Origin of the sequence: Streptomyces inhibens (assembly GCF_022221585.1) — a bacterium.
Taxonomy (GTDB): Bacteria; Actinomycetota; Actinomycetes; order Streptomycetales; family Streptomycetaceae; genus Streptomyces; species Streptomyces inhibens.
The window spans coordinates 1,527,779-1,552,170 of record NZ_CP084681.1; the positions used below are offsets into that span (position 1 = coordinate 1,527,779).

The 24,392-nt window shown below is 67.6% G+C and carries 18 protein-coding genes, 2 rRNA genes and 1 riboswitch; of the genes, 5 read left to right on the forward strand and 15 right to left on the reverse strand.

Annotated elements, in window-relative coordinates; genetic code table 11:
* The first annotated feature begins 23 nt into the window (after positions 1-23).
* Positions 24-845 (forward strand): PhzF family phenazine biosynthesis protein, encoded by an 822-nt coding sequence (locus KI385_RS07195; protein ID WP_238571381.1) that lies wholly within the window; start codon positions 24-26, stop codon positions 843-845.
* A gap of 69 nt (positions 846-914) precedes the next feature.
* Here the strand turns inward: KI385_RS07195 and KI385_RS07200 are convergent, their stop codons facing one another.
* Complete coding sequence (locus tag KI385_RS07200) at positions 915-1,772, reverse strand: CPBP family intramembrane glutamic endopeptidase (protein WP_238571382.1); 858 nt, start codon at positions 1,770-1,772, stop codon at positions 915-917.
* A 175-nt stretch (positions 1,773-1,947) separates the two neighbouring features.
* Here KI385_RS07200 and KI385_RS07205 point away from each other — a divergent pair, with 175 nt between their 5' ends.
* Positions 1,948-3,726, forward strand: a complete 1,779-nt coding sequence (locus KI385_RS07205; RefSeq protein ID WP_238571383.1) for a substrate-binding and VWA domain-containing protein — start codon at positions 1,948-1,950, stop codon at positions 3,724-3,726.
* 73 nt (positions 3,727-3,799) lie between these two features.
* Here the strand turns inward: KI385_RS07205 and KI385_RS07210 are convergent, their stop codons facing one another.
* Entirely contained in the window at positions 3,800-5,353 is a 1,554-nt protein-coding gene (locus KI385_RS07210; RefSeq protein ID WP_238571384.1) for a glutamate-cysteine ligase family protein, read from the reverse strand.
* A 567-nt stretch (positions 5,354-5,920) separates the two neighbouring features.
* On the opposite strand from KI385_RS07210, the gene KI385_RS07215 reads away from it, so the two are divergent.
* Together KI385_RS07215 and KI385_RS07220 are read left to right on the forward strand one after the other, a co-directional pair.
* On the forward strand, positions 5,921-6,508 hold the full coding sequence (locus KI385_RS07215; RefSeq protein ID WP_238571385.1) for a hypothetical protein: 588 nt from the start codon (positions 5,921-5,923) through the stop codon (positions 6,506-6,508).
* Between the two features lie 330 nt (positions 6,509-6,838).
* Positions 6,839-7,033 (forward strand): DUF5999 family protein, encoded by a 195-nt coding sequence (locus KI385_RS07220; RefSeq protein WP_030416598.1) that lies wholly within the window; start codon positions 6,839-6,841, stop codon positions 7,031-7,033.
* A 72-nt stretch (positions 7,034-7,105) separates the two neighbouring features.
* Here KI385_RS07220 and gcvP read toward each other — a convergent pair whose 3' ends face one another.
* Positions 7,106-9,991, reverse strand: a complete 2,886-nt coding sequence (gene gcvP, locus KI385_RS07225; protein ID WP_238571386.1) for an aminomethyl-transferring glycine dehydrogenase — start codon at positions 9,989-9,991, stop codon at positions 7,106-7,108.
* Between the two features lie 189 nt (positions 9,992-10,180).
* Positions 10,181-10,278, reverse strand: a riboswitch (glycine riboswitch).
* Between the two features lie 114 nt (positions 10,279-10,392).
* On the opposite strand from gcvP, the gene KI385_RS07230 reads away from it, so the two are divergent.
* Positions 10,393-10,782 (forward strand): PRC-barrel domain-containing protein, encoded by a 390-nt coding sequence (locus KI385_RS07230; RefSeq protein WP_181924072.1) that lies wholly within the window; start codon positions 10,393-10,395, stop codon positions 10,780-10,782.
* Here the strand turns inward: KI385_RS07230 and KI385_RS07235 are convergent.
* The 12 genes from KI385_RS07235 to KI385_RS07290 form a co-directional block, all read right to left on the reverse strand.
* Positions 10,686-12,143, reverse strand: a complete 1,458-nt coding sequence (locus KI385_RS07235; protein ID WP_238571387.1) for a DNA polymerase IV — start codon at positions 12,141-12,143, stop codon at positions 10,686-10,688. The two genes, KI385_RS07230 and KI385_RS07235, sit on opposite strands and share 97 nt — an antisense overlap.
* Before the next feature lie 66 nt (positions 12,144-12,209).
* The gene (locus tag KI385_RS07240) at positions 12,210-12,815 is read right to left on the reverse strand and encodes a MerR family transcriptional regulator (RefSeq protein WP_238571388.1); all 606 of its coding nucleotides are present in this window, start codon (positions 12,813-12,815) and stop codon (positions 12,210-12,212) included.
* A 188-nt stretch (positions 12,816-13,003) separates the two neighbouring features.
* Positions 13,004-13,477: a bifunctional nuclease family protein gene (locus KI385_RS07245; RefSeq protein ID WP_006606439.1), complete on the reverse strand. Its 474-nt coding sequence runs from the start codon at positions 13,475-13,477 to the stop codon at positions 13,004-13,006.
* Positions 13,478-13,530: 53 nt separating this feature from the next.
* Positions 13,531-14,283: a transcriptional regulator FtsR gene (gene ftsR / locus KI385_RS07250; RefSeq protein WP_238571389.1), complete on the reverse strand. Its 753-nt coding sequence runs from the start codon at positions 14,281-14,283 to the stop codon at positions 13,531-13,533.
* 17 nt (positions 14,284-14,300) lie between these two features.
* Positions 14,301-15,149 (reverse strand): FHA domain-containing protein, encoded by an 849-nt coding sequence (locus KI385_RS07255; RefSeq protein ID WP_238571390.1) that lies wholly within the window; start codon positions 15,147-15,149, stop codon positions 14,301-14,303.
* A 118-nt stretch (positions 15,150-15,267) separates the two neighbouring features.
* Positions 15,268-16,227, reverse strand: coding sequence for a DUF881 domain-containing protein (locus KI385_RS07260; RefSeq protein WP_238571391.1), 960 nt, complete (start codon positions 16,225-16,227; stop codon positions 15,268-15,270).
* A gap of 5 nt (positions 16,228-16,232) precedes the next feature.
* Positions 16,233-16,565 (reverse strand): small basic family protein, encoded by a 333-nt coding sequence (locus tag KI385_RS07265; protein ID WP_003984969.1) that lies wholly within the window; start codon positions 16,563-16,565, stop codon positions 16,233-16,235.
* Complete coding sequence (locus tag KI385_RS07270; protein ID WP_238571392.1) at positions 16,562-17,494, reverse strand: DUF881 domain-containing protein; 933 nt, start codon at positions 17,492-17,494, stop codon at positions 16,562-16,564. The genes KI385_RS07265 and KI385_RS07270 overlap by 4 nt, the downstream gene beginning before the upstream one ends.
* A gap of 75 nt (positions 17,495-17,569) precedes the next feature.
* Positions 17,570-20,065 (reverse strand): mannose-1-phosphate guanyltransferase, encoded by a 2,496-nt coding sequence (locus KI385_RS07275; RefSeq protein ID WP_238571393.1) that lies wholly within the window; start codon positions 20,063-20,065, stop codon positions 17,570-17,572.
* A gap of 122 nt (positions 20,066-20,187) precedes the next feature.
* Positions 20,188-20,796 carry a cardiolipin synthase ClsA gene (clsA, locus tag KI385_RS07280; protein WP_238571394.1) on the reverse strand — a complete coding sequence of 203 codons (609 nt, stop codon included), beginning with the start codon at positions 20,794-20,796 and terminating at the stop codon, positions 20,188-20,190.
* A 148-nt stretch (positions 20,797-20,944) separates the two neighbouring features.
* Positions 20,945-21,061: ribosomal RNA gene (gene rrf, locus KI385_RS07285) — 5S ribosomal RNA — on the reverse strand.
* Between the two features lie 74 nt (positions 21,062-21,135).
* A 23S ribosomal RNA gene (locus tag KI385_RS07290) occupies positions 21,136-24,257 on the reverse strand.
* Between the last annotated feature and the right edge of the window lie 135 nt (positions 24,258-24,392).

Consider the following 24,392-nt stretch of genomic DNA (forward strand, 5'->3'; position numbering starts at 1 on the left):
GTGGCACCTCTACGCTCACGGCCATGAGGATTCGCATCGTCGACGCCTTCAGTGAGCGTCCGTTCACCGGCAACCCCGCGGGAGTCGTACTCCTGGACTCCGACACCTTCCCCGATACGGCCTGGCTCCAGCAGGTCGCCACGGAGGTCAACCTCTCCGAGACCGCCTTCGCGCACCCGCTGCCCGAGGGCGGAGACGCCGACTGGGCGCTGCGCTGGCTCACCCCGGCCGCCGAGGTGAACATGTGCGGGCATGCCACTTTGGCCACCGCGCACGTCCTGCACACCACCGGGACGGCCACCGGCACGGTCCGCTTCCGCACCCGCAGCGGGGTGCTGATCACCACGGCCGACGACGGCGGGGCGATCACCATGGACTTCCCCACCGCGCCGCTGACACCCGTCGAGGTGCCGCCGGTCGTGGCGGACGCGCTGGGCGCCGAGATCCGCTCCACATACGACACCGGCCCCTATGTCGGCGATCTGCTGGTGGAGCTGGCCGACGAGAAGACCGTACGGGCCCTGTCCCCGGACCTCAGGGCGCTGGCCGGGCACGGCGGCCGCGGTGTGATCGCCACCGCGCGCGCCGAAACCCCCGACGGCGGCTATGACTTCGTCTCGCGCTGCTTCTTCCCGGGTTTGGGCATCGACGAGGACCCGGTGACGGGCAGCGCGCACACCGCGCTCGCCCCGTTCTGGTCGGCCCGGCTGGGCCGCGACACACTGGTCGGCCTCCAGGGCGGCGCCCGTACCGGCTTCGTACGGACCGAACTGCGCGGCGACCGTACGCTGCTGACCGGCTCGGCGGTCACGGTCATCGACGGCGAGCTGCTGGCCACCGACTGAACCGGCCCCGGCCACCACAGGGCCCAGGAGGCGCGGTACGCACAAGCGGCGTCCCGCGCCTCGCCCGTCTTATGCCGTCGGCAGCCAGCCCACCCGCCCCGCGAGCAGCGCATAGCCGACGAACGCCACGGTGTCGATGAGGGCATGCGCGGCGACCAGCGGCCCGACCCGCCCCCATCGCCGGTAGAGCAGCACGAAGATCACGCCCATCACCATGTTGCCGAAGAAGCCGCCGATGCCCTGGTAGAGGTGGTAGGAACCGCGCAGCAGCGAACTGGCCGCGAGCGCCGCCATCGGCGACCAGCCCAACTGCCCCAGTCTGCGCAGCAGATACCCGACGACGATGACCTCCTCCAGGACGGCGTTCTGCACCGCGGAGGCGACCAGCACCGGGATCTTCCACCACACCTCGGGCAGCGCCTCGGGGACCACCGTCAGATTGAATCCGGCCGCCCGCGCGCCCAGATAGAGCAGCAGCCCGCTGCCGCCGATGACCGCCGCCAGCGCGGTGCCGCGGCCCAGGTCGAAGCCCGGCCGCCGCCGGTCGAAACCGATCGCGCGCAGTCCGGGCCCCCTCTGCCCGGCGGGCGCCTCGCGCAGCAGCAGATGCGCCACCAGCGCGACGGGCACCAGGGCGGTCGCGATACCGAACAGCTGCCAGGCGAGATCCAGCCAGGGCCGGCCGGGCGCATGCGAGGCATTCAGCGTCGCCGCCTGGTCCTTGAGGCCGCCGGGCTTGGTCACCGACCCGATGAAGCTGATCAGCGCCGAGAGCGCGCTGGCCCCCAGCGAAAGGGCCAGGACGATCAGCGTCTCGCTCCGCAAGACGCTCCGGGACGGCTCCTCGGCCACCCCCGCGCCCTTCCCGGCACCCGTTCCTTGACCTGGAACGTCCGCATCGGCCACGGGACTTGCATCCGACTGCACGGCTTCCTCCACTTCCGCGTTACCGCCTCTTCGCCACCACCGCCCCGCTAGGGTCTCGACAGCAGGTACGAAGATCGCGCGCGACAGGCCGGGGACGGGCGCCATCCACGTGGCGCGTTCTCCCCTCTCCCCATCGAATCCCGATCGAGCTCCGAGACGGCGAGGCGCTACCGCAATGGGACGACACAGCTTGCCCGATGGCTCGACACCGGCGAGCACGGGGTCCCGTCCCGGTGCCCGTCGTCGCACCATCGCCGTCTCCACCGGCCTCGTCCTCGCCGTCGCCGCGGGCTCCGTGGTGGCACTGCGCAGCGATCTGCTCCCCTTCGGCGAGCCGTGTGACGGCCAGTCGGTGCGGCTCGATGTGGCCGCCTCCCCCGATATCGCCCCTGCTCTCGACGCGGTGGCCAAGACGGCCCGCGAGGGCGCCGCCCGCACCGACGGCCGGTGCCTGGACGTCAAGATCACCCCGCGGCCCGCCCACGAGATCGCCGACGCCTTCGGACAGCGGCCCGTCGACCCCGAATTCCAGGTCTGGATACCGGATTCGAGCCTGTGGGTGGACCGGGTCGACGCGGGGAGCGGCACCCCGTTGACCACCGCAGGCACCATCGCCTCGTCACCGATCGCGCTGGGTGCCGTCCCCGAGGCCGCCAAGGCGCTGGGCTGGCCGAAGAAGACCTACACCTGGACCGAGCTGACCGACGCCGCGACGACCGATGACGCACTGCGCCTGGGCGTCGCCGACCCGGCCCGCAGCGCCACCGGCCTGCTCGCCCTCGCCCGTATCAACGCCGCCAACGCCAAGGACGGCGACGAGGCCGACACCCGCACCGCGGCCACGGCGAAACTGCTCTACCAGCGGGTCGCGGACGGCGACGGGCAGGTGCTGGCCACCCTGCCGCGCGACGATTCCGGTGCGGAGCAGGGCAATCCGCGCCGCAACCAGGCGCTGCTGCTGTCCGAGCAGGCCGCGTACGCCCACAACACCGGTGAGGACGGCGGCCCGGATCTCGATCTGTTCTACCCCCAGGACGGCACCGCCCAGCTCGACTACCCGTACACCCTGGTCGACGACGATGAAATCACCCCTGAACAAACCCGCGCCGCCAACCGCTTCCTGACGCTGCTGAGCGAGCCCGACGGGCAGCGCGCGCTGCGCGAGCACGGCTTCCGGACCGACAACGGCAGGCCGGACAGCGAGGTGGTGGACGCGGCCGGCGGGGGCGAGCCCCAGCCGTACTCCGCCGACCCCGCCGATCCGCCGTCGGTCAAGGAGCTCCAGGCGCTGCTGGGCATGTGGACGGTCACGGTGCAAAGCGCCCGGCTCACCACGGTCGTGGATGCCTCGGCCTCGATGGCCAACCCGGTCCCGGACCGGGGCGGCCAGTCCCGGATGGACCTCGCCAAGAATTCCCTGCTCCAGGCGCTGGCCACCTTCACGCCCGAGGACGAGATCGGGCTGTGGAAGTTCGCCACCTACCTGGACGGCGACAAGGACTATGTGGAGCTGTCGCTCACCAACCGCCTCGGCGACCGGGACAAGGACGGCACCACCCACCGTGACGCGCTCGCCGCCGCGTTCGGCTCGCTGGCCCCCGTGCCCGGTGGCGCCACCGGTCTGTACGACACCACGCTCGCGGCGTACGAGGAAGCCTGCGGGGCGTATGCGAGCGGGAAGTTCAACGCGCTGGTCATCGTCACCGACGGCGCCAACGACGACTCCAGCGGCATCGGCCTCGACTCCCTGGTCGGCAAGCTGGAGAAACTCGCCGACCCGAAGCGGCCGGTGCCGCTGATCGCCATCGCGATCGGCTCCGAGGCCGACAAATCGGCCCTGGACCGCATCGCGGCGCCGACCGGTGGCTCGGCGCACCGCGTCGACGATCCGTCACAGATCCACCAGGTGATCCTCAAGGCCATCATGGCGGCGGGCAGCAAAGGACCGCGCTGAGCAGGCCGTGGGCGGGTGACTCCATGGCCCGCACGGCGGTCCGGATTGCCTCGATGGCCCTCTCCCGCCCCCGCTACGCCCCCTCCGTCGCCGCCTGCCGCGGTCCCGGTACGGTGGTCCGCTCGCCGACCGCCCAGGCCACCGGCCAGGTGTGCACCGGTTCCCCGGTGTGCATCAGTTCGCTGTAGCGACGGGTCATCGCGGCGAGCGCGGCGTGCCGGTCCAGTCCCTGGCGGCGCGCGTGGTGGAAGGCCGCGGCCTGCCAGGACGCCCCGTTCACCCGGCGCCGGCAGCGCTCCTCGATGATGCCCAGGTAGTGGTCGCGGTCGGCCGGTTCCACCCCCCAGGCATCCAGCCCGCGCGCCGCCAGCGGCAGCAGTTCCTTGCGTACGAGCCGTACGGCCGGGATCTCGGTGAGGGCGCCGGCCCGCCCGGGACGTGGCCAGTGCACGGTGGCGTCGATGCCGTACCGGCAGGCGGTGTCGAAATTGCGGGCCGCGGCGGCGAACGGCAGCCGCGACCAGACGGGGCGCGGTTCCTCGGCCAGTGCCCGCACCAGTCCGTAGTAGAAGGCGGTGTTGGCGATGACGTCGGTGACGGTGGGGCCGGCCGGCAGCACCCGGTTCTCGACCCTGAGGTGGGCGACGCCGTCGGCGACCGCGTAGACGGGGCGGTTCCAGCGGTAGATCGTGCCGTTGTGCAGCACCAGTTCGGCCAGGTCGGGCACCCCGCCCGCGTCGAGGACCCGCAGCGGCTCCTGCGGGCCGCACACCGGCAGCAGCGGCGGGAAGTAGCGCAGATTCTCCTCGAAGAGGTCGTACGCGGAGTCGATCCAGCGCTCGCCGAACCAGGTGCGGGGCCGTACTCCTTGCGCCTGCAGTTCGGGTGCGCGGGTGTCGGTGGCCTGCTGGAAGGCCGGCGGCCGCGACTCGCGCCACAGCTCACGGCCGAAGAGGAACGGTGAGTTGGCGCCGACCGCCACCTGCACCGCGGCGATGGCCTGTGCCGCGTTCCAGATGGCGGCGAAGCGGCCCGGTGTCACCTGGAGGTGCAGCTGGACGGAGGTGCAGGCGGCTTCGGGCGCGATGGAGGACGAACGGGAGACCAGGTGCTCGACGCCTTGGATGTCGAGTGCGAAGTCCTCACCTCGGGCCGACCGCATCTGGTCGTTGAGCAGCACATAGCGGTCGTTCTCGGAGAGGCTGGCGGCCGTGAGGTCGGTGGCGTGCAGGGTCGGCAGAATGCCGATCATCACGATTCTGGCGGCGACCTCGCGGGCTTTCCTTTCGGCGTAGGCAAGCCCCGTACGGAGTTCCTCGGCGAGCTGATCCAGGACGCTTCCGGACAATCGGTGCGGGAGGATGTTGACTTCCAGATTGCACTGGGCGAGTTCGGTCTGGAAATCACCGCTGGCGATGCGCTCAAGAACTTGAGAGTTCAGCATACGAGGCAGCCCGTCGGCACCGGCAAGATTGAGTTCGATCTCCAGACCCATGAGATTCCTGGGCCGGTCGAACCTCTTCTCCCTCAAGAGCCTCTGCAATCCCTCGAGACACTCGTGAAGCTTTCTTCGATAACGCTCCCGGTCCGCCAGGTCGATCCCGTCCGCGGCGACCTTCTCCCCCATCGAAGGGTCCCTCCTCGAGTGAACGGCCCGCGACCACGGGCCGCTTGGGGCCGTCCCCGACACGCCGGGGCTCGCGCTACGGTCGATGATGCCCCGGCAATCTGATCGATAACGCCTCAGGGGGGTGCCGGTACCGATAGGCTCGAAGTGGCGCAACGTCTGGCATTTTCCATGGGCATATCTCGGCGGCCATCGCCGTCCGCATTTCGCTCGTGAGAAACACCGACGAGATCCGGCCTACCGCGTCGTCGGTGTAATACGAGGTGGCACGACAAAAGCATGGAACAAAGCGGCGGAAAACACCTCGCGCACGGGCCTGGATTCCGCCTTGCCGGAAATCCACAAGGCCGGTAGCCGAAACACTTTCAGAACATACGTCGTATAAACTCCGCTTACGAGGCAGAGAGTTGGCGCCCAGAGTCGCGGTGTTTCCACCGATGCCGGGGCAACAGCGGCTGACCTCGCCGGGCCGCAGCCCCGGCCGGCCATGCTCTGACCCCGCACGCAGACAGCGTCGTTTGCACCCGCCACGCTCCACCGTGTCTCCGAAGTGAGAGGCGACCCACCATGCCGCTGCATGTTCCCTCTGCCCCTGCGCCCGCCCTGCGCAGCGTCCTCGCCGCCCTCGGCTCGCCCTCCGCCGTCCGCGAGGCCCCGGTCTCCGCGCTGCGCGCCCACCAGGGCCCGCTCAGCCCCGACCACCCGCTGCCCGTCCATGTCTGGGACGACATCAACCGGGCCGGCAGCAGTCCGCACACCCGACTGGCCGGCTGGCGTTTCCTGGTCCGTGGCGGGGAGCGCGCCGTGGCGACCGCCGAGGCGATGCTCACGGCGGACGGCTGGACGTTCGCGCGCTTCTGCGGCGGCCCCTACGTCGCCGCGACCGAGCGGGCCCTGGCGCAGGCCGAGGCGCTGACCACGCCCTACCAGCCGCGCCTGCTGTCCGTCCCTGAGCTGTACATGCTCACGCTATGGCTGCATCACGACCTCGACTCGGACGGCGCCGAGGGGCTGCCCGCACCCGGTGACCTGCTGGTTCCGCTGGCGCCCGCCCCGCCGGGGATCGCCGCCCACCGTCCGCAGCGCGTCGCCGACCTGCTCCCCCGGCTCACCCTGCGCCTCGCCCCCACCCCGCTGCTCCGCGAACCCGCCTGACCCCGGCGCACCCGACCGCGCACCGGCGCAAACCTCCCACCAGAGCGCGCTCCGCGGCCCTTTCCGGCCGCGGAGCGCTCTGTCGTACTCACCCGCGCGGCCTAGCCCGCGAATACCATTCCCAACCCCCTTGGGGAGGAGTGCAATTGGGAGCAACCGCCCGCACGGGTGACGCGTCCGTATCGAGTGAGTACCGCTGCTGCGAAATCCCTGCGGAATCCCGTCCGTGGGGCAACACTGGGATCGACCGATTGAAACGGGGGAGCGGCCATGAACACCTCATCGAGCCGCACAACGACGTTCACCACACCGCAGCGAAAGACAACCTCTATGTGTCAGCACCAACCGCCATGCCCGTCAGCAGACTCCACCGACCGGGAGGCCGCACACCTTGTGGCGCACCACCCCGAGCAGGGCTGGAGCCTGCTCTGCAACGGCGTCCTGCTCTTCGAGGACACCGGTGAGCTGCTGCCGGACGGGCAGGTCATCGCCCCGCACCGGGCTCGGGTCACCGCCGCGGCCTGACCCGCGCGCACCCGGCACGTACAACAGGGCCCCCGGCGGATCGCCGAGGGCCCTTGATGTTGCCCGGGTGGCTCAGTTGTCGTACTCGTCCAGCGGCGGGCAGGAGCAGACGAGGTTACGGTCACCGAAGGCACCGTCGATACGGCGCACCGGCGGCCAGTACTTCTCCGCGGCCACGACACCGGCCGGGAAGACGGCCTCCTCGCGGGTGTACGAGTGGTTCCAGTCACCGCCGAGCGCGGCCGCGGTGTGCGGGGCGTTGCACAGCGGGTTGTCGCCCTTGTCCCACTCCCCCGAGCCGACCTTCTCGATCTCCGCGCGGATGGCGATCATCGCGTCGCAGAAGCGGTCCAGCTCGCCCAGGTCCTCGCTCTCGGTCGGCTCGATCATCAGCGTGCCGGCCACGGGGAAGGACATCGTCGGTGCGTGGAAGCCGTAGTCGATGAGCCGCTTGGCGACATCGTCGATGCTCACACCGGTCGCCTTGGTCAGCGGCCGGACGTCGATGATGCACTCGTGGGCGACCAGACCGCCAGGGCCGGTGTAGAGCACCGGGTAGTGCGGCTCCAGGCGCTTGGCGATGTAGTTGGCGCTCAGCACCGCGACCTGGGTGGCGCGCTTGAGGCCCTCGCCGCCCATCAGTCGGACGTACGCCCAGGAGATCGGCAGGATGCCGGCCGAACCCCAGGGGGCCGCGGAGATCGGCCCGACGCCCGTCTCGGGGCCCGCGGTGGGCTGCAGCGGGTGGTTGGGCAGGTACGGCGCCAGGTGGGCGCGCACGCCGACCGGGCCGACACCGGGGCCACCGCCGCCGTGCGGGATGCAGAACGTCTTGTGCAGGTTGAGGTGCGAGACATCGCCGCCGAACTTGCCGGGCTCGGCGAGCCCCACCAGCGCATTGAGGTTGGCGCCGTCGACGTAGACCTGGCCGCCGGCGTCGTGCACCGCCGCACAGATCTGGGTGATGTGCTCCTCGAACACGCCGTGCGTGGAGGGGTAGGTGACCATCAGGACCGCGAGCTCGTCACGGTACTTCTCGATCTTGGCGTGCAGATCGTCGGCGTCGACCTCGCCGTCCTCACCGGTCTTGACGACGACGACCTTCATGCCGGCCATGACGGCGCTGGCGGCGTTGGTGCCGTGCGCCGAGGACGGGATCAGGCAGACGGTGCGCTGCTCGTCGCCGTTGGCGCGGTGGTAGGCACGCACGGCCAGCAGACCGGCCAGCTCACCCTGCGATCCGGCGTTCGGCTGGATGGAGACCTTGTCGTAGCCGGTGACCGTGGCCAGCCGCTCCTCCAGCTCCTGGATCAGCGTGAGGTAGCCCTGGGCCTGCGCGGCCGGCGCGAAGGGGTGCAGCTGGCCGAACGCGGGCCAGGTGACCGGCTCCATCTCGGTGGTGGCGTTCAACTTCATCGTGCAGGAGCCGAGCGGGATCATTCCGCGGTCCAGCGCGTAGTCCTTGTCGGCGAGCGTGCGCAGGTAGCGCAGCATCGCGGTCTCGGAACGGTGCTGGTGGAAGACCGGGTGGGTGAGGTACTCGTCCGAGCGCAGCAGCGTCTGCGGCAACGTCTCGGCGACGGCCGCGTCCAGCTGCTCGACGTCGCCCTGCACGCCGAAGGCGCCCCAGACACCGGCCAGCTGCGCGCGGCCGGTGGTCTCGTCACAGGCGATGCCGACCAGGTCCGCGTCGGCCTGCCAGAGGTTGACACCGGCCTCGCGGGCGGCGGCGACGACCTCGGCGGCCCGGCCGGGCACCCGCGCGGTCAGCGTGTCGAAGTACGCACCGTGCACGATCTCCACCCCGCCGGCCCGCAGGCCCTCGGCGAGGACGGCGGCGTAGCGGTGGGTGCGCCGGGCGATGGTCCGCAGGCCCTCGGGGCCGTGGTAGACGGCGTACATGCCGGCCATGACGGCGAGCAGCACCTGTGCGGTGCAGATGTTGCTGGTGGCCTTCTCACGGCGGATGTGCTGCTCACGCGTCTGCAGCGCGAGGCGGTAGGCCTTGTTGCCGTCGGCGTCGACGGAGACGCCCACCAGGCGGCCGGGCAGGCTGCGGGCGAACCGCTCGCGTACGGCCATGAAGCCGGCGTGCGGTCCGCCGAAGCCCATCGGGACGCCGAAGCGCTGGGTCGTGCCGACGGCGATGTCCGCGCCGAGCTCGCCGGGCGAGGTCAGCAGCGTCAGGGCGAGCAGATCGGCGGCCATGGTGACGATCGCGCCCAGCTCGTGGGCCTGCTCGATCACGGCGCGCGGGTCGCGGACCGCGCCGGAGGCGCCCGGGTACTGCAGCAGCACGCCGAACACACCGCGCTCGGCGATCTCGGCGGGAATGCCCTCGGTCAGGTCCGCGACCACGACCTCGACGCCGGTCGGCTCGGCGCGGGTCTCGATCACGGCGATGGTCTGCGGCAGACAGTCGGCGTCGACCAGGAAGACGCCCTGCTTGACCTTGCCGATACGGCGGGAGAGCGCCATCGCCTCGGCGGCGGCGGTGCCCTCGTCCAGGAGGGAGGCGCCGGAGGTGGGCAGTCCGGTCAGGTCGGCGACCATCGTCTGGAAGTTCAGCAGCGCCTCCAGGCGGCCCTGCGAGATCTCCGGCTGGTAGGGCGTGTACGCCGTGTACCAGGCCGGGTTCTCCATGACGTTGCGCAGGATCACCGGCGGGGTGAACGTGCCGTAGTAGCCGAGCCCGATCATGGACGACAGCACCTGGTTGCGGTCCGCCAGGCCCCGCAGTTCCTGGAGGACCTCGGCCTCGGTACGGCCCTGCGGCAGGCCGAGCGCCTCGGCGCTCTTGATCACATCGGGTACGGCGGCGTCGGTGAGCTCGTCCAGCGACCCGAATCCGACGTGCGCGAGCATCTTCGCCTGCGCCTCGTGGTCGGGACCGACGTGGCGGTGCTCGAAGGGGATGCCGCGCTCCAGCTCGGTCAAGGAGATGCGATTGGTGGTCATCTGCGGGGGCCTCCTGGTCGGTACGACCTTCGAGGGGCACCACGGCGTGGGTGCCCGGACGGCCTCCCCCTCTGTCATCTCAACCTGAGAGCTTCACCGGCCCGCGCGAGGCGGCCCGGCTTTCACCGTCGGTGAGGAGGGGTCCCGGCGCTGTGCCTGTCCGTGGCCCGCCCTGCTTTCCAGAGTGACCTCGTCCATGCGGTACGTGTGCCTGAGAGATTCCGGGGAGGATTTGCTCCTTCGGCGCCCTGGTCGCGAACGACAAAGGACTCTCCCGCATGGGGTCTACGGCCATTGGCCAGCCTACCAGCGCGCCACTCGAAGGATCCTTCGAGTGGCCGAGGCATGAAATGTGCCGTTTGGTAGTTGTCACAGGGCAGTTGCGACCAATTGGAGGGGCCGTGCAAACCGATATCGATCCCCGAAGCCTGATCGGCCGCAAAGCGTTCGACCGGAACGGCGCGAAAATAGGCACCATCGACGAGGTGTATCTCGACGACGCGACGGGGGAACCGGAGTGGGCGGCCGTACGCACCGGACTCTTCAGCCGGGATGCGTTCGTGCCCCTGGAGCCCAGCAAGATGATCGGCGAGAGCCTGCACATTCCCTACGACCGCAAGCTGATCAAGGACGCCCCGGACTTCGGCGTGGGCCGCCACCTCTCCCCCGAACAGGAACTCCAGCTCTACCACCACTACCGACTGGATATCTCCTCCCCCGACTCGGATCCGGTGTCCTCCAACGGCTCCGGCGACAAGGACTTCGGCAAGATCGCCGGCTCGGAGGACTGAGCACCACCCGGCTCCCCGCCCACCAGCGGCAGGGGCTCCCCCGGCCGCAGGGCCGGATCCTCGACGGCAAAGGTCCGCACCCTCCCCGGTGCGGACCACGGCGTTTCGAAGCGGACGGTCACTCTCCCCACCCCGCTTCCCTGCACCCACCCGGCGCCGAACTCGTCGTGCACCACATCCAGCCCCGGATGCCAGCGGCGCGGCCGCTCCTCCTCGGACTCCCGCTCACCGCTCTCGCCCCCGACCGGCTCCGGTGCCGCCTTGGCCAGCTCCTCGGCCTCCCGCTCCGTCGCCAGCTGGGCGAACAGATCCTCCTGCGTGAAATCGGCCAGCCCGCTGACCCCCACGCCCAGCAGCCGCACCCCGCCCGTGGTGTCCACCAGCTCCAGCAGCCGCACGGCCGCCTCCCGTACGACCGCGGGGTCGTCGGTGGGCCCGCGCAGCGTCTCGGAGCGGGTCAGCGTCGAGAAGTCGTAGTTACGCACCTTGATCACTACCGTGCGCCCGGAGCGCCCGGCCGCCCGTAGCCGCTGGACACAGCGGTCCGCCAGCCGCAGCACCTCGGTCCGCACCCGCGTCCGGTCGGTCAGATCGACCTCGAAGGTGTCCTCGACGGAGATGGACTTCGCGTCCCGCTCCGCCACCACCGGCCGGTCGTCCTGGCCCAGCGCCATCGCATACAGCCCTGCGCCGTGCGCCTTGCCCAGCAGCCGCACCAGCTCCGCCTCGCCGGCCTCCGCGGTCTCCGCGACGGTGTGGATCCCGGCCCGGCGCAACGTCTCGGCCGTCGCGGGGCCCACCCCGGGCAGCGTCCGCACCGTCATCGGCCCCAGCAGCTCCCGCTCGGTGCCGGGCTCGATCACCACCAGGCCGTCCGGCTTGGCGGCCTCCGACGCGATCTTTGCGAGCATCTTGGCGCCCGCGAGCCCCACCGAGCCGGTCAGGCCCGTCGCCGACCGGATGTCCCGCCGCAGCCGCTCCCCCACGGCCCGTACGGCGGCCGTCTCGGCCGGCACCCCGCCCGCTTCCAGATCCACGAACGCCTCGTCCAGGCTCAGCGGCTCCACGAGCGGCGACAGCGCATGCAGCAGCTCCATCACCGCCTCACTCACTTGGCGGTACAGGGTGAAGCGAGGAGTGAGATAAGCGGCGTTGGGACACAGCCGGCGCGCCTGGGCCGTGGGCATCGCCGAGCGGACGCCGAAGACCCGGGCTTCGTACGACGCCGTGGCGACCACTCCGCGCGGCCCGATCCCGCCGACCACCACGGGCTTGCCGCGCAGGCTCGGCTTGGCCGCCTGCTCGGCGGCCGCATAGAACGCATCCATGTCCAGATGCAGGATCGTCGGCGCGGCTCTCACATGTCCGATGCTCCCGCATGGCACTGACAATCGACCCGATGCCGGGCCGGGACCTGTGTGCGGGGCTCAGCCGGCCCGGTGGCGCCGCCGCGCCAGCTCGTCGTGCGGGTTCTTCCCGATCAGCGTCTCGCCGGTGTCCACGCGCTCTCCGTGCAGCTGTGACAGCGCGCCCTCCACGTCCCGCCACACCACGCCCACAGCGATCCCGAAGACGCCCTGACCGCCCTGGAGGAGATCCACGACCTGGTCGGGCGAGGTGCACTCGTAGACCGTGGCGCCGTCGCTCATCAGCGTCATCCGCGTCAGATCCGCCAGCCCGCGCGAGCGCAGATGCTGGACGGCGGTGCGGATGTTCTGCAGCGACACCCCGGTGTCCAGCAGCCGCTTGACGATCTTCAGGACGACGACGTCCCGGAAGCTGTAGAGCCGCTGGGTGCCGGAGCCGTACGCGGGCCGGATGCTCGGCTCCACCAGGCCGGTACGCGCCCAGTAGTCGAGCTGCCGGTAGGTGATCCCCGCTGCCGCACATGCGGTCGGGCCGCGATAGCCGATGTTCTGCGCCTCGCAGTCCCCCGACACCGCCGCGGCCGGTGCCGCGGCACGGTTCGCTGCCGCGCCCGCGTGGAGCGGCAACGCCCCTTCGGCCGCCATACCGTCGCCGGTGATTGCCACGCCGCCCTCCGTCCTCCACGTCCCGGACGGGACCTGCCATATCGACGGTATGCAGTCACTCGGGGTGCGTCAACGATCGCCGCGCTCGCCACGCCGAGTGATAATCACCCTACGAGTGGTTTCTCGTGACCTCGCGCGGGGAATGGCTAAATAGTTTGGCCGGAATCATTCGCTTCGCCCGGCCGGCGTCACTGACTGTTGGTGCCGAAGTCCTCGGGTGAGATCTGGTCGAGGAACTCGCGGAACTTCTCCACCTCGTCCTCCTGCTCGTCCGGGATGGCGATCCCCGCGTCGTCCAGCACACCGTCGGTACCGAAGATCGGCGTTCCGGTGCGCAGCGCCAGCGCTATGGCATCGGACGGACGCGCGCTGACCTCGACTCCACTGGCGAAGACCAATTCGGCATAGAAAACCCCCTCGCGCAGGTCCGTGATGCGGACCTGCGTCAGCTCCTGACCCACCGCTTCGAGCACGTCCTTGAAAAGGTCGTGCGTCAGCGGCCTGGCAGGGACCATGCCCTGCTGGGCAAAGGCGATGGCGGTGGCCTCCCCTGGCCCGATCCAAATGGGCAAGTATCGGTCGCCTCCCACCTCCCGCAGGAGCACGATCGGTTGGCTGGAAGGCATTTCCACCCGGACACCCACGACGTCGAGCTCGTTCACACAGCAACCCTAGGACGTGCCCGGCAGGTTTGGGTAGTCGGGCACTCTTTTGCTCACGGCAGCTGGACCCGCAGAGCGCTCTGCACCAGCGCCGCATGCAGCCGTACGGACAGCGTTGCCAGCTCCCTGGCAGTGGCTTCGGCATGGGCCCTGGTCTGCGGATTACGGTGCCGCCGAAGGGGTGCAACGACCTGCTCGACCAGCCCCGCCTCGCGCTCGGCGGCAGCCTTCACGGCGCGCAGATGCCGCGGTTCGAGACCGAAACGCCCCAGGTCCGCGACAAGTTTGGCCACGGTGACGGCCTCGATGTCGTATCCGCCGTCCGCATGGGGGACGATGAGTCCGTACGACTCCCAGTCGGCGAGCGCCGCCTCGTCCACCTCGGCGGCGGCCAACAGGTCGGCCCGGCCGATCCGGGCAGCCGTAGGGCGCTCCTCGCCCACATCGTGCACGCCCTCGACGAGATCCCGGGAGGGCGCGGCGGCCGGCGCGGGCAGCTGTACCTGCTCACCACGCTCCAGGGCGTCCAGATGCTCCCGGATGACCTTCAGCGGCAGATAGTGGTCCCGCTGCATCCGCAGGACGCTCGCCAGCCGCTCCACGTCCGCCGGCGTGAATTTGCGGTACCCGGAAGGTGTGCGCTTCGGCTCGACCAGCCCCTCGGCCTCCAGGAAGCGGATCTTGGAGATGGTGACCTCGGGGAACTCCTCGCGCAGCACATTGAGCACCGTGCCGATGCTCACCGGCTTGCCGTCCGAGGAGGCGGTGCCGGCGAAACCGGCACCGCCTTTCGGTGTATGGCGCATATGCCTTCCCTGGCCGGTCAGATACCGGCGCCTCGCTGGCTCGCGTAGAAGACCAGGCGGTACTTGCCGATCTGGACCTCGTCGCCGTTCGCGAGGGCGACGGAGTCGATCCGCTCACGATTGACGTAGGTGCCGTTGAGGCTGCCGACGTCGGCGACCGTGAAGAGCCCGTCCGGGCCACGACGGAATTCCACATGACGGCGCGAGACCGTCACATCGTCGAGGAAGATGTCGCTCTGCGGATGCCGGCCCGCCGTCGTCAGCTCACCGTCCAGAAGGAAGCGGCTGCCCGAATTCGGACCCCGGCGGACGACCAGCAGCGCCGAACCCAACGGCAGGGCATCGACGGCCGCCTGGGCCTCGGGGGACAGTGACGGCGTCAGGGTCTGCCCCGTCGCCTCCGAGTCGTAGGCCTCCAGCCCCGAAATGGAGATCGTCGACGTCGTCTCGGACGCCCGCTCGGGCTGAGCGCCCGGGCGCAGCGGCGCTCCACAGTTCGAGCAGAACCGGCTCGCCTCGGCGTTCCGGTGCCCACACCTCGTACAAACCGGCAAGGCCAACCCTCCACCCGTGCGTGAGGTTGATGGTTCCTGGGAACCTATGCGGCCGGACCCGGAGGGGTCAACAGAACCCGCGCCGTGCCCCCCGGACGGACCGCTGACCTCATCACGGAAGAGCGGACGGTCCTCGGCCGCACCGCTCTCGTCGGGCTGGCGCGGAGCGCGGTGCCGCGCGGAGCCGCTGCCGCCCTCCTGGCGTGCGCTCTTTCCGAACAGCTTTCCAAACAACTTCACGGGCGATTCCCCTTGTACGAAACAGACCCGCCCGTGGGGCAGGACGAACCCTCGATGCACACATCGACCCATCCGGACATCCTGTAAACGTCCGTGGCCTTCAGACAGTTTCCACCACACACCACACGCACGGTGCGTCGACCCCCCGCTACCTCATGCCCTCGCCGGGCACTCGACATACCTGTACGCCTCACTGCGATGACGACCGAGCGTAGTCAGGCCGCTTCGCCTCTCGCAAGGCGTTCACAATGATCTTCTCTTCACGGGTCACAGACACCTTGGCCTGCTCCTTTTCCAGCGTCTGAACCACTCCACCGGGGATGTTCAGCGCCGGTTCCAGGTCCTCCGGCTTACCGATGACCTTGAAGTGGTACGGCTGCATGACGCGCTTGCCGTCGATCTGCACCCCACCCCGGATGTCCGAGAGATAGGTGTTCGCGACGACCCGGACGTCATTGACCTGGATGGCCTCGGCGCCGGCCGCCCGCAGCTCCTGGATCGTGTCCAGCAGCTTGTCCGCCTCGACGGAGTGCGTCGGGTCATCGATGGTCAGGTTGATGCCGGGCCCTTGTGCCGCGACGGTCCCGGCCAGCACGCCCAGCTGCTGTTCCTTCTCCACGGTCTGCTTACGGGCCTCCTCGGCCTGGTCCGAGCTGTTCTCCAGCTCGGTCTTCTGCCCTTCCAGGCGCCGCTGTTCGTCCGTCAACCGCTGGGAGCGATTGTCCAGCTCGTCCAGAATGCGCACCAAGTCCTCCTGGCGCGCACCTCGCAGCGCACTGCTGTCACTTGTGGAACGTACCTGAATCGCCAGACCGAGGCCGAGAATGAACAGGAGCAACGCAACGATCAGTTGAGCCCGGGTCAGCCGAGGCGGCCACAGGCTCGCAACAAGCCGCTCCCGACCGGTCTTCGGGCGTTCCGTGCTCCCGTCATCGGCGACCGCGTCCGGAGTTGAGGAGTCTGCCCCTTTACCCTTCTTCTGTCCAGTACTGTCCGGTTCCTGGGCTTCGGTCCCGTCACCCGTCGCCGGCCGCTCAGGGACGCGCCGGCTCTCGGGCGGCATCGGCCGCCGGCCGACGGGGCTGCTCTCCCGGTCCGGCCGCGGCTGCTCGGGCTTCTTCTCCGGCTCCGGAGTCCCATCGGTTGCCATCCGCCTCACGCCCTGAAGACGTGCCGGCGGATCGCGGCGGCGTTGGAGAAGATCCGGATGCCCAGCACCACGACGACGCCGGTGGAGAGTTGGGCGCCGACGCCCAACTTGTCGCCGAGGAAGACGATCAGCGCGGCGACGACGACATTCGACAGGAAGGACACCACGAAGACCTTGTCGTCGAAGATGCCGTCCAGCATCGCGCGCAGACCGCCGAACACGGCATCCAGCGCCGCGACGACAGCGATCGGCAAGTAGGGCTCGACCACCGTCGGCACCACGGGTCGGACGACAAGTCCGACCACGACTCCCACGATGAGGCCCAGTACGGCGATCACGATGTGCCCTTCCCTGTGTCGGCGCCGTCCGCCTTGGCGGCACCGGCCTGCGGCTTTGCGGTACGTACGATCAAACTGGGCGCGGGCGGCAGCGTGACCTCGCTCTCGGCGGAAATCCTGGTGCGCACGCCGTAGTTCTCCTGCAGCACATGCAGATACTGACCATCGGCGCTGTCCTGGAACGCGGTGCTCAGCCGCTGCCCGTCCCCCACCGCCAGCACCGTATAGGGCGGCACCAGTGGCTTGTTGTCGACCAGTATGGCGTCTCCCGCGGCTCTGATCGCCGAGAGTGACGTAAGCCGCTGCCCATTGACGGAGATGGCCTCCGCACCGGACTCCCACAGGCCGTTCACCACGCGCTGCATGTCCCGGTCGCGTACCCGCCCGGTGTCCGAAAAACCACTGCTCTCGCGCGGCCCGCCGCCGCTGGACTCCGCCCCCTTGGCATCGTCCACGACGAGCTTCACGCCGGGCCCGGTCACCTGCGTCGAACCGGACAGCAGCGCCAGCAGTTCGGCCTTGTCGCCGCCGTGCTTCTTCAGCGCCTCGCGCTGCATCCTGCTGACGTCGTCCCGCAGCGCGTCGACCCGCTGCTGCTGCTTGTCCGCCTCGCCGGTGCCCTTCTGGATGCGATTGATCAGCTCTTCGCGCTCCTTGGCCAGCGTCGGTGCGGATATCCGCGCCTGCGCCGCCCCCACCGTCACCACGATCGCGGCCAGCACCAGGCCGGCCGCCAGCCCCAACTTGGCCCGCAGGGTGCGCGGCAGACCGCGCACGCCGGCTTCGGACTTGCGCGCGGCGGCCTCGGCGTATCCGTCGTCGAGGCTGTGATCCATCACGTTGGTCAGCAGCGACATGGACGCATCGGGGCGCGCGGCCGACGTGTTCGTGGTGCTCCGATCGGGGCGCTGCTGCGACATGCCGCACATCGTCGCACGTCGCCCGCGCAGTCTCCCAATGGCCCCACCGGCGTGCCGATTGGCGGCACGCCGGTGGGGTCAGCGTCAGCGTCCCGCGCTGTCCACCACGGCGGCCCACTCGTCCAGCAGCTGCTGAGCGGAGGCGTCGTCCGGTCCCTCCGCCCACAGGTGCGTGACCGCCTCGGCCGGGTCGGGCAGCACCAGGACCCAGCGGCCGTCGGCCTCCACGACCCGTACGCCGTCGGTGGTGTCCACGTCCCGGTCACCGGCCGCCTCGACGACATGCCGCATGACCAGGCCCTTGACCGCCCAGGGGGTGGCCAGGTCACGGCGCAGGACATGCGCCCGCGGGATCCGTGCGTCGATCTGGCTGAGTGTGAGCTGGGTGCGGGCCACCAGGCCGATCAGCCGGACGAAGGCGGCCGCGCCGTCGAAGACGCTGCTGAACTCCGGGATGATGAAGCCGCCCAGGCCGTCCCCACCGAAGACCGTGCCGTCCTCACGCGCCACCCGGGTCAGATCGTCGGGCGAGGTGGTCGTCCACTCCACCTGCGTACCGTGGTACGCCGCGACCTGCTCGGCGATCCGGGTCGTGGTCACCGGCAGCGCCACCCGGCCGGTGCGCCGCTCGGCGGCGATCAGATCCAGCATGACCAGCAGCGCACGGTCGTCCTCGATGATCCGGCCACGCTCGTCCACGAGGGACAGCCGCTCGCCCACGGGGTCGAAGCGGACGCCGAACGCGGCCCGCGCCGAGGCCACGATCTCGCCGAGCCTCACCAGCCCGGACCGCTTGGCATCGGCGGTCTCGGTCGGCCGGGATTCATGGAGCCCCGGGTTGATCGTCAGGGAGTCGACGCCGAGCCGCCCCAGGAGGCTGGGCAGGACCAGGCCCGCGCTGCCGTTGGAGGCGTCCACGACGACCTTCAGTCCCGATTCGCTGATGCCCGTGGTGTCCAAGGCACGCAGCAGGGACCCGGTATAGGAGTCGAAGACGCTGGCCGGGAACATCAGGTCACCGATCTCGCCGGGGAAGGCGCGACGGTACTCCTGGCGGGCGTAGACCCGGTCGAGTTTGCGCTGCCCGGCCTGCGAGAGGTCGGCGCCACGCTCGTCGAAGAACATGATGTCGACGGAGTCCGGCACGCCGGGCGTGGTGCGCACCATGATGCCGCCGGCGCTGCCGCGGGCGGTCTGCTGACGGGCGACGGGCAGCGGGACGTTCTCCAGGTCGCGTACGTCGATGGCGCTGGCCTGCAGCGCGGAGATCACCGCGCGTTTGAGCGCCCGGGCGCCACGGGAGTGGTCGCGCGCGGTGGTGACCGTGGAGCCCTTCTTGAGCGTGGTGGCATACGCGCCCGCGAGCCGTACGGCGAGTTCCGGGGTGATCTCGACATTGAGGATCCCGGACACGCCGCGGGCGCCGAAGAGATGCGCCTGGCCGCGGGACTCCCAGATCACCGAGGTGTTGACGAAAGCGCCGGCCTCGATGGTCTTGAACGGATAGACCCGCACATTGCCCTGCACGATCGATTCTTCACCGATGAGGCATTCATCGCCGATGACCGCGCCGTCCTCGATCCGTGCGGCCCGCATGACATCGGTGTTCTTGCCGATCACACAGCCGCGCAGATTGCACTGCTGCCCGATATAGACGTTGTCGTGCACGACGGCCCGGTGCAGGAACGCGCCGCTCTTGACGACGACATTGGAGCCGACGACGGTGTGCTCACGGATCTCCGCATCCGCTTCGACCTTGGCGTAGTCGCCGATGTACAACGGACCGCGCAGCACCGCGTCGGGATGGACCTCGGCACCCTCGGCGACCCAGACGCCCGGTGAGATCTCGAAGCCGTCGATCTCCACATCGACCTTGCCTTCGAGCACATCGGCCTGAGCCTTCACATAACTCTCGTGGGTACCGACATCCTCCCAGTAGCCCTCGGCGACATAGCCGTAGATCGGCTTGCCTTCCTTCATGAGCTGGGGAAAGACATCGCCGGACCAGTCGACCGGTACATCGGGCTCGAAGTAGTCGAAGACCTCCGGCTCCATGACGTAGATGCCGGTATTGACCGTGTCCGAGAAGACCTGGCCCCAGGTGGGCTTTTCCAGGAAACGCTCGACCTTGCCGCCCTCGTCGACGATGGTGATGCCGAACTCCAGCGGATTGGGAACCCGTGTGAGGCAGACGGTGACGAGCGCGCCCTTTTCCTTGTGGAAACGGATCAGATCGGTGAGATCGAAGTCGGTGAGGGCGTCACCGGAGATCACGAGGAAGGCGTCATCCTTGAGGGCCTCCTCGGCGTTCTTCACGCTGCCGGCAGTGCCGAGTGGCTTTTCCTCATGGGCGTAGGTGAGTTCCATTCCCAGCTCTTCGCCGTCGCCGAAATAGTTCTTGACGAGCGACGCCAGGAATTGCACGGTTACGACGGTCTCGTTGAGACCATGCCGTTTCAGCAGCCGTAGTACGTGCTCCATAATCGGCCTATTGGCGACGGGAAGCAGCGGCTTGGGCATGCTGGACGTCATCGGGCGAAGGCGTGTTCCTTCGCCGCCGGCCATCACAACGGCCTTCATGTCGGAAGCGTCCTCCTCTAAGAGACGACGGTCTTGCCGACTTCACCTGCCCGGATCGCCCACTGTTCCTGTGCTCACGTACGGGCGCCCGGGCCCTGGCACAATCTGCCGGTTCGGAGAGCTCAGTCGGCCGTGGTGTCCGCCCTGATGATTCGGCGGACCTGGACCACGTAGAGGATCCCTGCCCACCAGTAGAGCGCCGTACCCCAACCTGCGAACGCCCATCCGAAAATAGCAGCGAGCGTGTGAAGCCAGCCGCTTCCGTCGCTCAGGAGGAGCAACGGGAAGGCGTACATCAAGTTGAACGTAGCCGCTTTGCCCAGGAAGTTCACCTGGGGAGGCCCGTAACCGTGGCGTCCGAGGAATCCGACCGCGATGAGGAGCATCAGCTCACGCGCCAGCAGCGCCGCGGTGAGCCAGACCGGCAGGATCTCGCGCCACGTCAGACCGGCGAGGGTGGAGAGGATGTAGAGACGGTCGGCGGCCGGGTCGAGGATTCGCCCCAAGCTGCTGATCTGGTTCCAGCGCCGGGCGAGCTTGCCGTCCAGATAGTCACTGACGCCACTCAGCGCAAGGACCAACAGCGCCCAGCCATCAGCCTTCGGACCACCAAATTTCGGCCACAGGATCAACCACAAGAACACCGGCACGCCGACGAGGCGAGCCATGCTCAGGATATTCGGGATGGTGAGGACGCGATCCGTCTGGACCCGCGTCTCCTGGACCTCCACGCGGGGGCCTCCTGTGGGAAATGTGCCAATGATGCCCCCTGACCTTACCTGGCCCGCCGGCCGCGCGGCGCCCCGGGTCCCAAGATCCCGGAAACGCGAAAAAGCCCCGCCGGAACCAAGGTTCCAACGGGGCTTTCCCACAATGATTGTTCGGCGGCGTCCTACTCTCCCACAGGGTCCCCCCTGCAGTACCATCGGCGCTGAAAGGCTTAGCTTCCGGGTTCGAAATGTAACCGGGCGTTTCCCTAACGCTATGACCACCGAAACACTATGAAGTTAACCAACCCGGCAAAGACACAGGTCATTACTTCAGAACCTACACAGTGGACGCGAGCAACTGAGGACAAGCCCTCGGCCTATTAGTACCAGTCAACTCCACACCTTACGGCGCTTCCATATCTGGCCTATCAACCCAGTCGTCTACTGGGAGCCTTAACCCCTCAAGGGGGTGGGAGCCCTCATCTCGAAGCAGGCTTCCCGCTTAGATGCTTTCAGCGGTTATCCTTTCCGAACGTAGCCAACCAGCCATGCCCTTGGCAGGACAACTGGCACACCAGAGGTTCGTCCGTCCCGGTCCTCTCGTACTAGGGACAGCCCTTCTCAAGACTCCTACGCGCACAGCGGATAGGGACCGAACTGTCTCACGACGTTCTAAACCCAGCTCGCGTACCGCTTTAATGGGCGAACAGCCCAACCCTTGGGACCGACTCCAGCCCCAGGATGCGACGAGCCGACATCGAGGTGCCAAACCATCCCGTCGATATGGACTCTTGGGGAAGATCAGCCTGTTATCCCCGGGGTACCTTTTATCCGTTGAGCGACGGCGCTTCCACAAGCCACCGCCGGATCACTAGTCCCTACTTTCGTACCTGCTCGACCCGTCAGTCTCACAGTCAAGCTCCCTTGTGCACTTACACTCAACACCTGATTGCCAACCAGGCTGAGGGAACCTTTGGGCGCCTCCGTTACTCTTTAGGAGGCAACCGCCCCAGTTAAACTACCCACCAGACACTGTCCCTGATCCGGATCACGGACCCAGGTTAGACATCCAGCACGACCAGAGTGGTATTTCAACAATGACTCCCCCTGAACTGGCGTCCAGAGTTCACAGTCTCCCACCTATCCTACACAAGCCGAACCGAACACCAATATCAAGCTATAGTAAAGGTCCCGGGGTCTTTCCGTCCTGCTGCGCGAAACGAGCATCTTTACTCGTAATGCAATTTCACCGGGCCTATGGTTGAGACAGTCGAGAAGTCGTTACGCCATTCGTGCAGGTCGGAACTTACCCGACAAGGAATTTCGCTACCTTAGGATGGTTATAGTTACCACCGCCGTTTACTGGCGCTTAAGTTCTCAGCTTCGCCAACCCGAAGATTGACTAACCGGTCCCCTTAACGTTCCAGCACCGGGCAGGCGTCAGTCCGTATACATCGCCTTACGGCTTCGCACGGACCTGTGTTTTTAGTAAACAGTCGCTTCTCGCTGGTCTCTGCGGCCACCCCCAGCTCAGAGAGCAAGTCTCATCACCGGAAATGGCCCCCCTTCTCCCGAAGTTACGGGGGCATTTTGCCGAGTTCCTTAACCATAGTTCACCCGAACGCCTCGGTATTCTCTACCTGACCACCTGAGTCGGTTTAGGGTACGGGCCGCCATGAAACTCGCTAGAGGCTTTTCTCGACAGCATAGGATCATCCACTTCACCACAATCGGCTCGGCATCAGGTCTCACCCTTAACGAGAGACGGATTTGCCTATCTCTCGGGCTACACCCTTACCCCGGGACAACCACCGCCCGGGCTGGACTACCTTCCTGCGTCACCCCATCGCTTACCTACTACAGATCCGGGTCACCGGCTCCACCACGTCCCTTTGTCCGAAGACTCCAGGCCGGCTTCACGGGCTTAGCATCGTCTGATTCGATATTGGGCGTTTCAAAGCGGGTACCGGAATATCAACCGGTTGTCCATCGACTACGCCTGTCGGCCTCGCCTTAGGTCCCGACTTACCCTGGGCAGATCAGCTTGACCCAGGAACCCTTAGTCAATCGGCGCACACGTTTCCCACGTGTGTATCGCTACTCATGCCTGCATTCTCACTCGTGAACCGTCCACAACTCGTTTCCACGGCTGCTTCACCCGGCACACGACGCTCCCCTACCCATCACAACGGACGTTGGTCCACATGTTGCAATGACACGACTTCGGCGGTGTGCTTGAGCCCCGCTACATTGTCGGCGCGGAATCACTTGACCAGTGAGCTATTACGCACTCTTTCAAGGGTGGCTGCTTCTAAGCCAACCTCCTGGTTGTCTCTGCGACTCCACATCCTTTCCCACTTAGCACACGCTTAGGGGCCTTAGTCGATGCTCTGGGCTGTTTCCCTCTCGACCATGGAGCTTATCCCCCACAGTCTCACTGCCGCGCTCTCACTTACCGGCATTCGGAGTTTGGCTAAGGTCAGTAACCCGGTAGGGCCCATCGCCTATCCAGTGCTCTACCTCCGGCAAGAAACACACGACGCTGCACCTAAATGCATTTCGGGGAGAACCAGCTATCACGGAGTTTGATTGGCCTTTCACCCCTAACCACAGGTCATCCCCCAGGTTTTCAACCCTGGTGGGTTCGGTCCTCCACGAAGTCTTACCTCCGCTTCAACCTGCCCATGGCTAGATCACTCCGCTTCGGGTCTTGGGCACGCTACTCAACGCCCTATTCGGACTCGCTTTCGCTACGGCTTCCCCACACGGGTTAACCTCGCAACATACCGCAAACTCGCAGGCTCATTCTTCAAAAGGCACGCAGTCACGACGCACCGAGTAAACTCGATGCGCGACGCTCCCACGGCTTGTAGGCACACGGTTTCAGGTACTATTTCACTCCGCTCCCGCGGTACTTTTCACCATTCCCTCACGGTACTATCCGCTATCGGTCACCAGGGAATATTTAGGCTTAACGGGTGGTCCCGCCAGATTCACACGGGATTTCTCGGGCCCCGTGCTACTTGGGTGATTCTCAAACGAGCCGTCAATGTTTCAGCTACGGGGGTCTTACCCTCTACGCCGGACCTTTCGCATGTCCTTCGCCTACATCAACGGTTTCTGACTCGTCTCATCGCCGGCAGACGATGAAAGAGAACTCCCACGACCCCGCACTGGCAACCCCTGCCGGGTATCACACCAATACGGTTTAGCCTCATCCGGTTTCGCTCGCCACTACTCCCGGAATCACGGTTGTTTTCTCTTCCTGCGGGTACTGAGATGTTTCACTTCCCCGCGTTCCCTCCACACTGCCTATGTGTTCAGCAGCGGGTGACAGCCCATGACGACTGCCGGGTTTCCCCATTCGGACACCCCCGGATCAAAGCTTGGTTGACAGCTCCCCGGGGCCTATCGTGGCCTCCCACGTCCTTCATCGGTTCCTGGTGCCAAGGCATCCACCGTGCGCCCTTAAAAACTTGGCCACAGATGCTCGCGTCCACTGTGCAGTTCTCAAGCAACGACCAGCCACCCGTCACAACCCACCGAAGCAGATTTTCACCGGGGCCGGCATCGCGAAGGTTCAGACTCGAAAGCCCGCACCCTCAGATACCCAACAG

What these genes read in the sequence shown, in the direction of transcription:
- ftsR (WP_238571389.1), bottom strand. Translation starts at nt 14,283, where the DNA reads ATGCGCCATACACCGAAAGGCGGTGCCGGTTTCGCCGGCACCGCCTCC.
- KI385_RS07270 (WP_238571392.1), bottom strand. Translation starts at nt 17,494, where the DNA reads ATGTGCGGCATGTCGCAGCAGCGCCCCGATCGGAGCACCACGAACACG.
- KI385_RS07210 (WP_238571384.1), bottom strand. Translation starts at nt 5,353, where the DNA reads ATGGGGGAGAAGGTCGCCGCGGACGGGATCGACCTGGCGGACCGGGAG.
- KI385_RS07215 (WP_238571385.1), top strand. Translation starts at nt 5,921, where the DNA reads ATGCCGCTGCATGTTCCCTCTGCCCCTGCGCCCGCCCTGCGCAGCGTC.
- KI385_RS07205 (WP_238571383.1), top strand. Translation starts at nt 1,948, where the DNA reads ATGGGACGACACAGCTTGCCCGATGGCTCGACACCGGCGAGCACGGGG.
- KI385_RS07220 (WP_030416598.1), top strand. Translation starts at nt 6,839, where the DNA reads ATGTGTCAGCACCAACCGCCATGCCCGTCAGCAGACTCCACCGACCGG.
- KI385_RS07260 (WP_238571391.1), bottom strand. Translation starts at nt 16,227, where the DNA reads ATGGCAACCGATGGGACTCCGGAGCCGGAGAAGAAGCCCGAGCAGCCG.
- KI385_RS07195 (WP_238571381.1), top strand. Translation starts at nt 24, where the DNA reads ATGAGGATTCGCATCGTCGACGCCTTCAGTGAGCGTCCGTTCACCGGC.
- KI385_RS07255 (WP_238571390.1), bottom strand. Translation starts at nt 15,149, where the DNA reads ATGGGTCGATGTGTGCATCGAGGGTTCGTCCTGCCCCACGGGCGGGTC.
- gcvP (WP_238571386.1), bottom strand. Translation starts at nt 9,991, where the DNA reads ATGACCACCAATCGCATCTCCTTGACCGAGCTGGAGCGCGGCATCCCC.
- KI385_RS07275 (WP_238571393.1), bottom strand. Translation starts at nt 20,065, where the DNA reads ATGAAGGCCGTTGTGATGGCCGGCGGCGAAGGAACACGCCTTCGCCCG.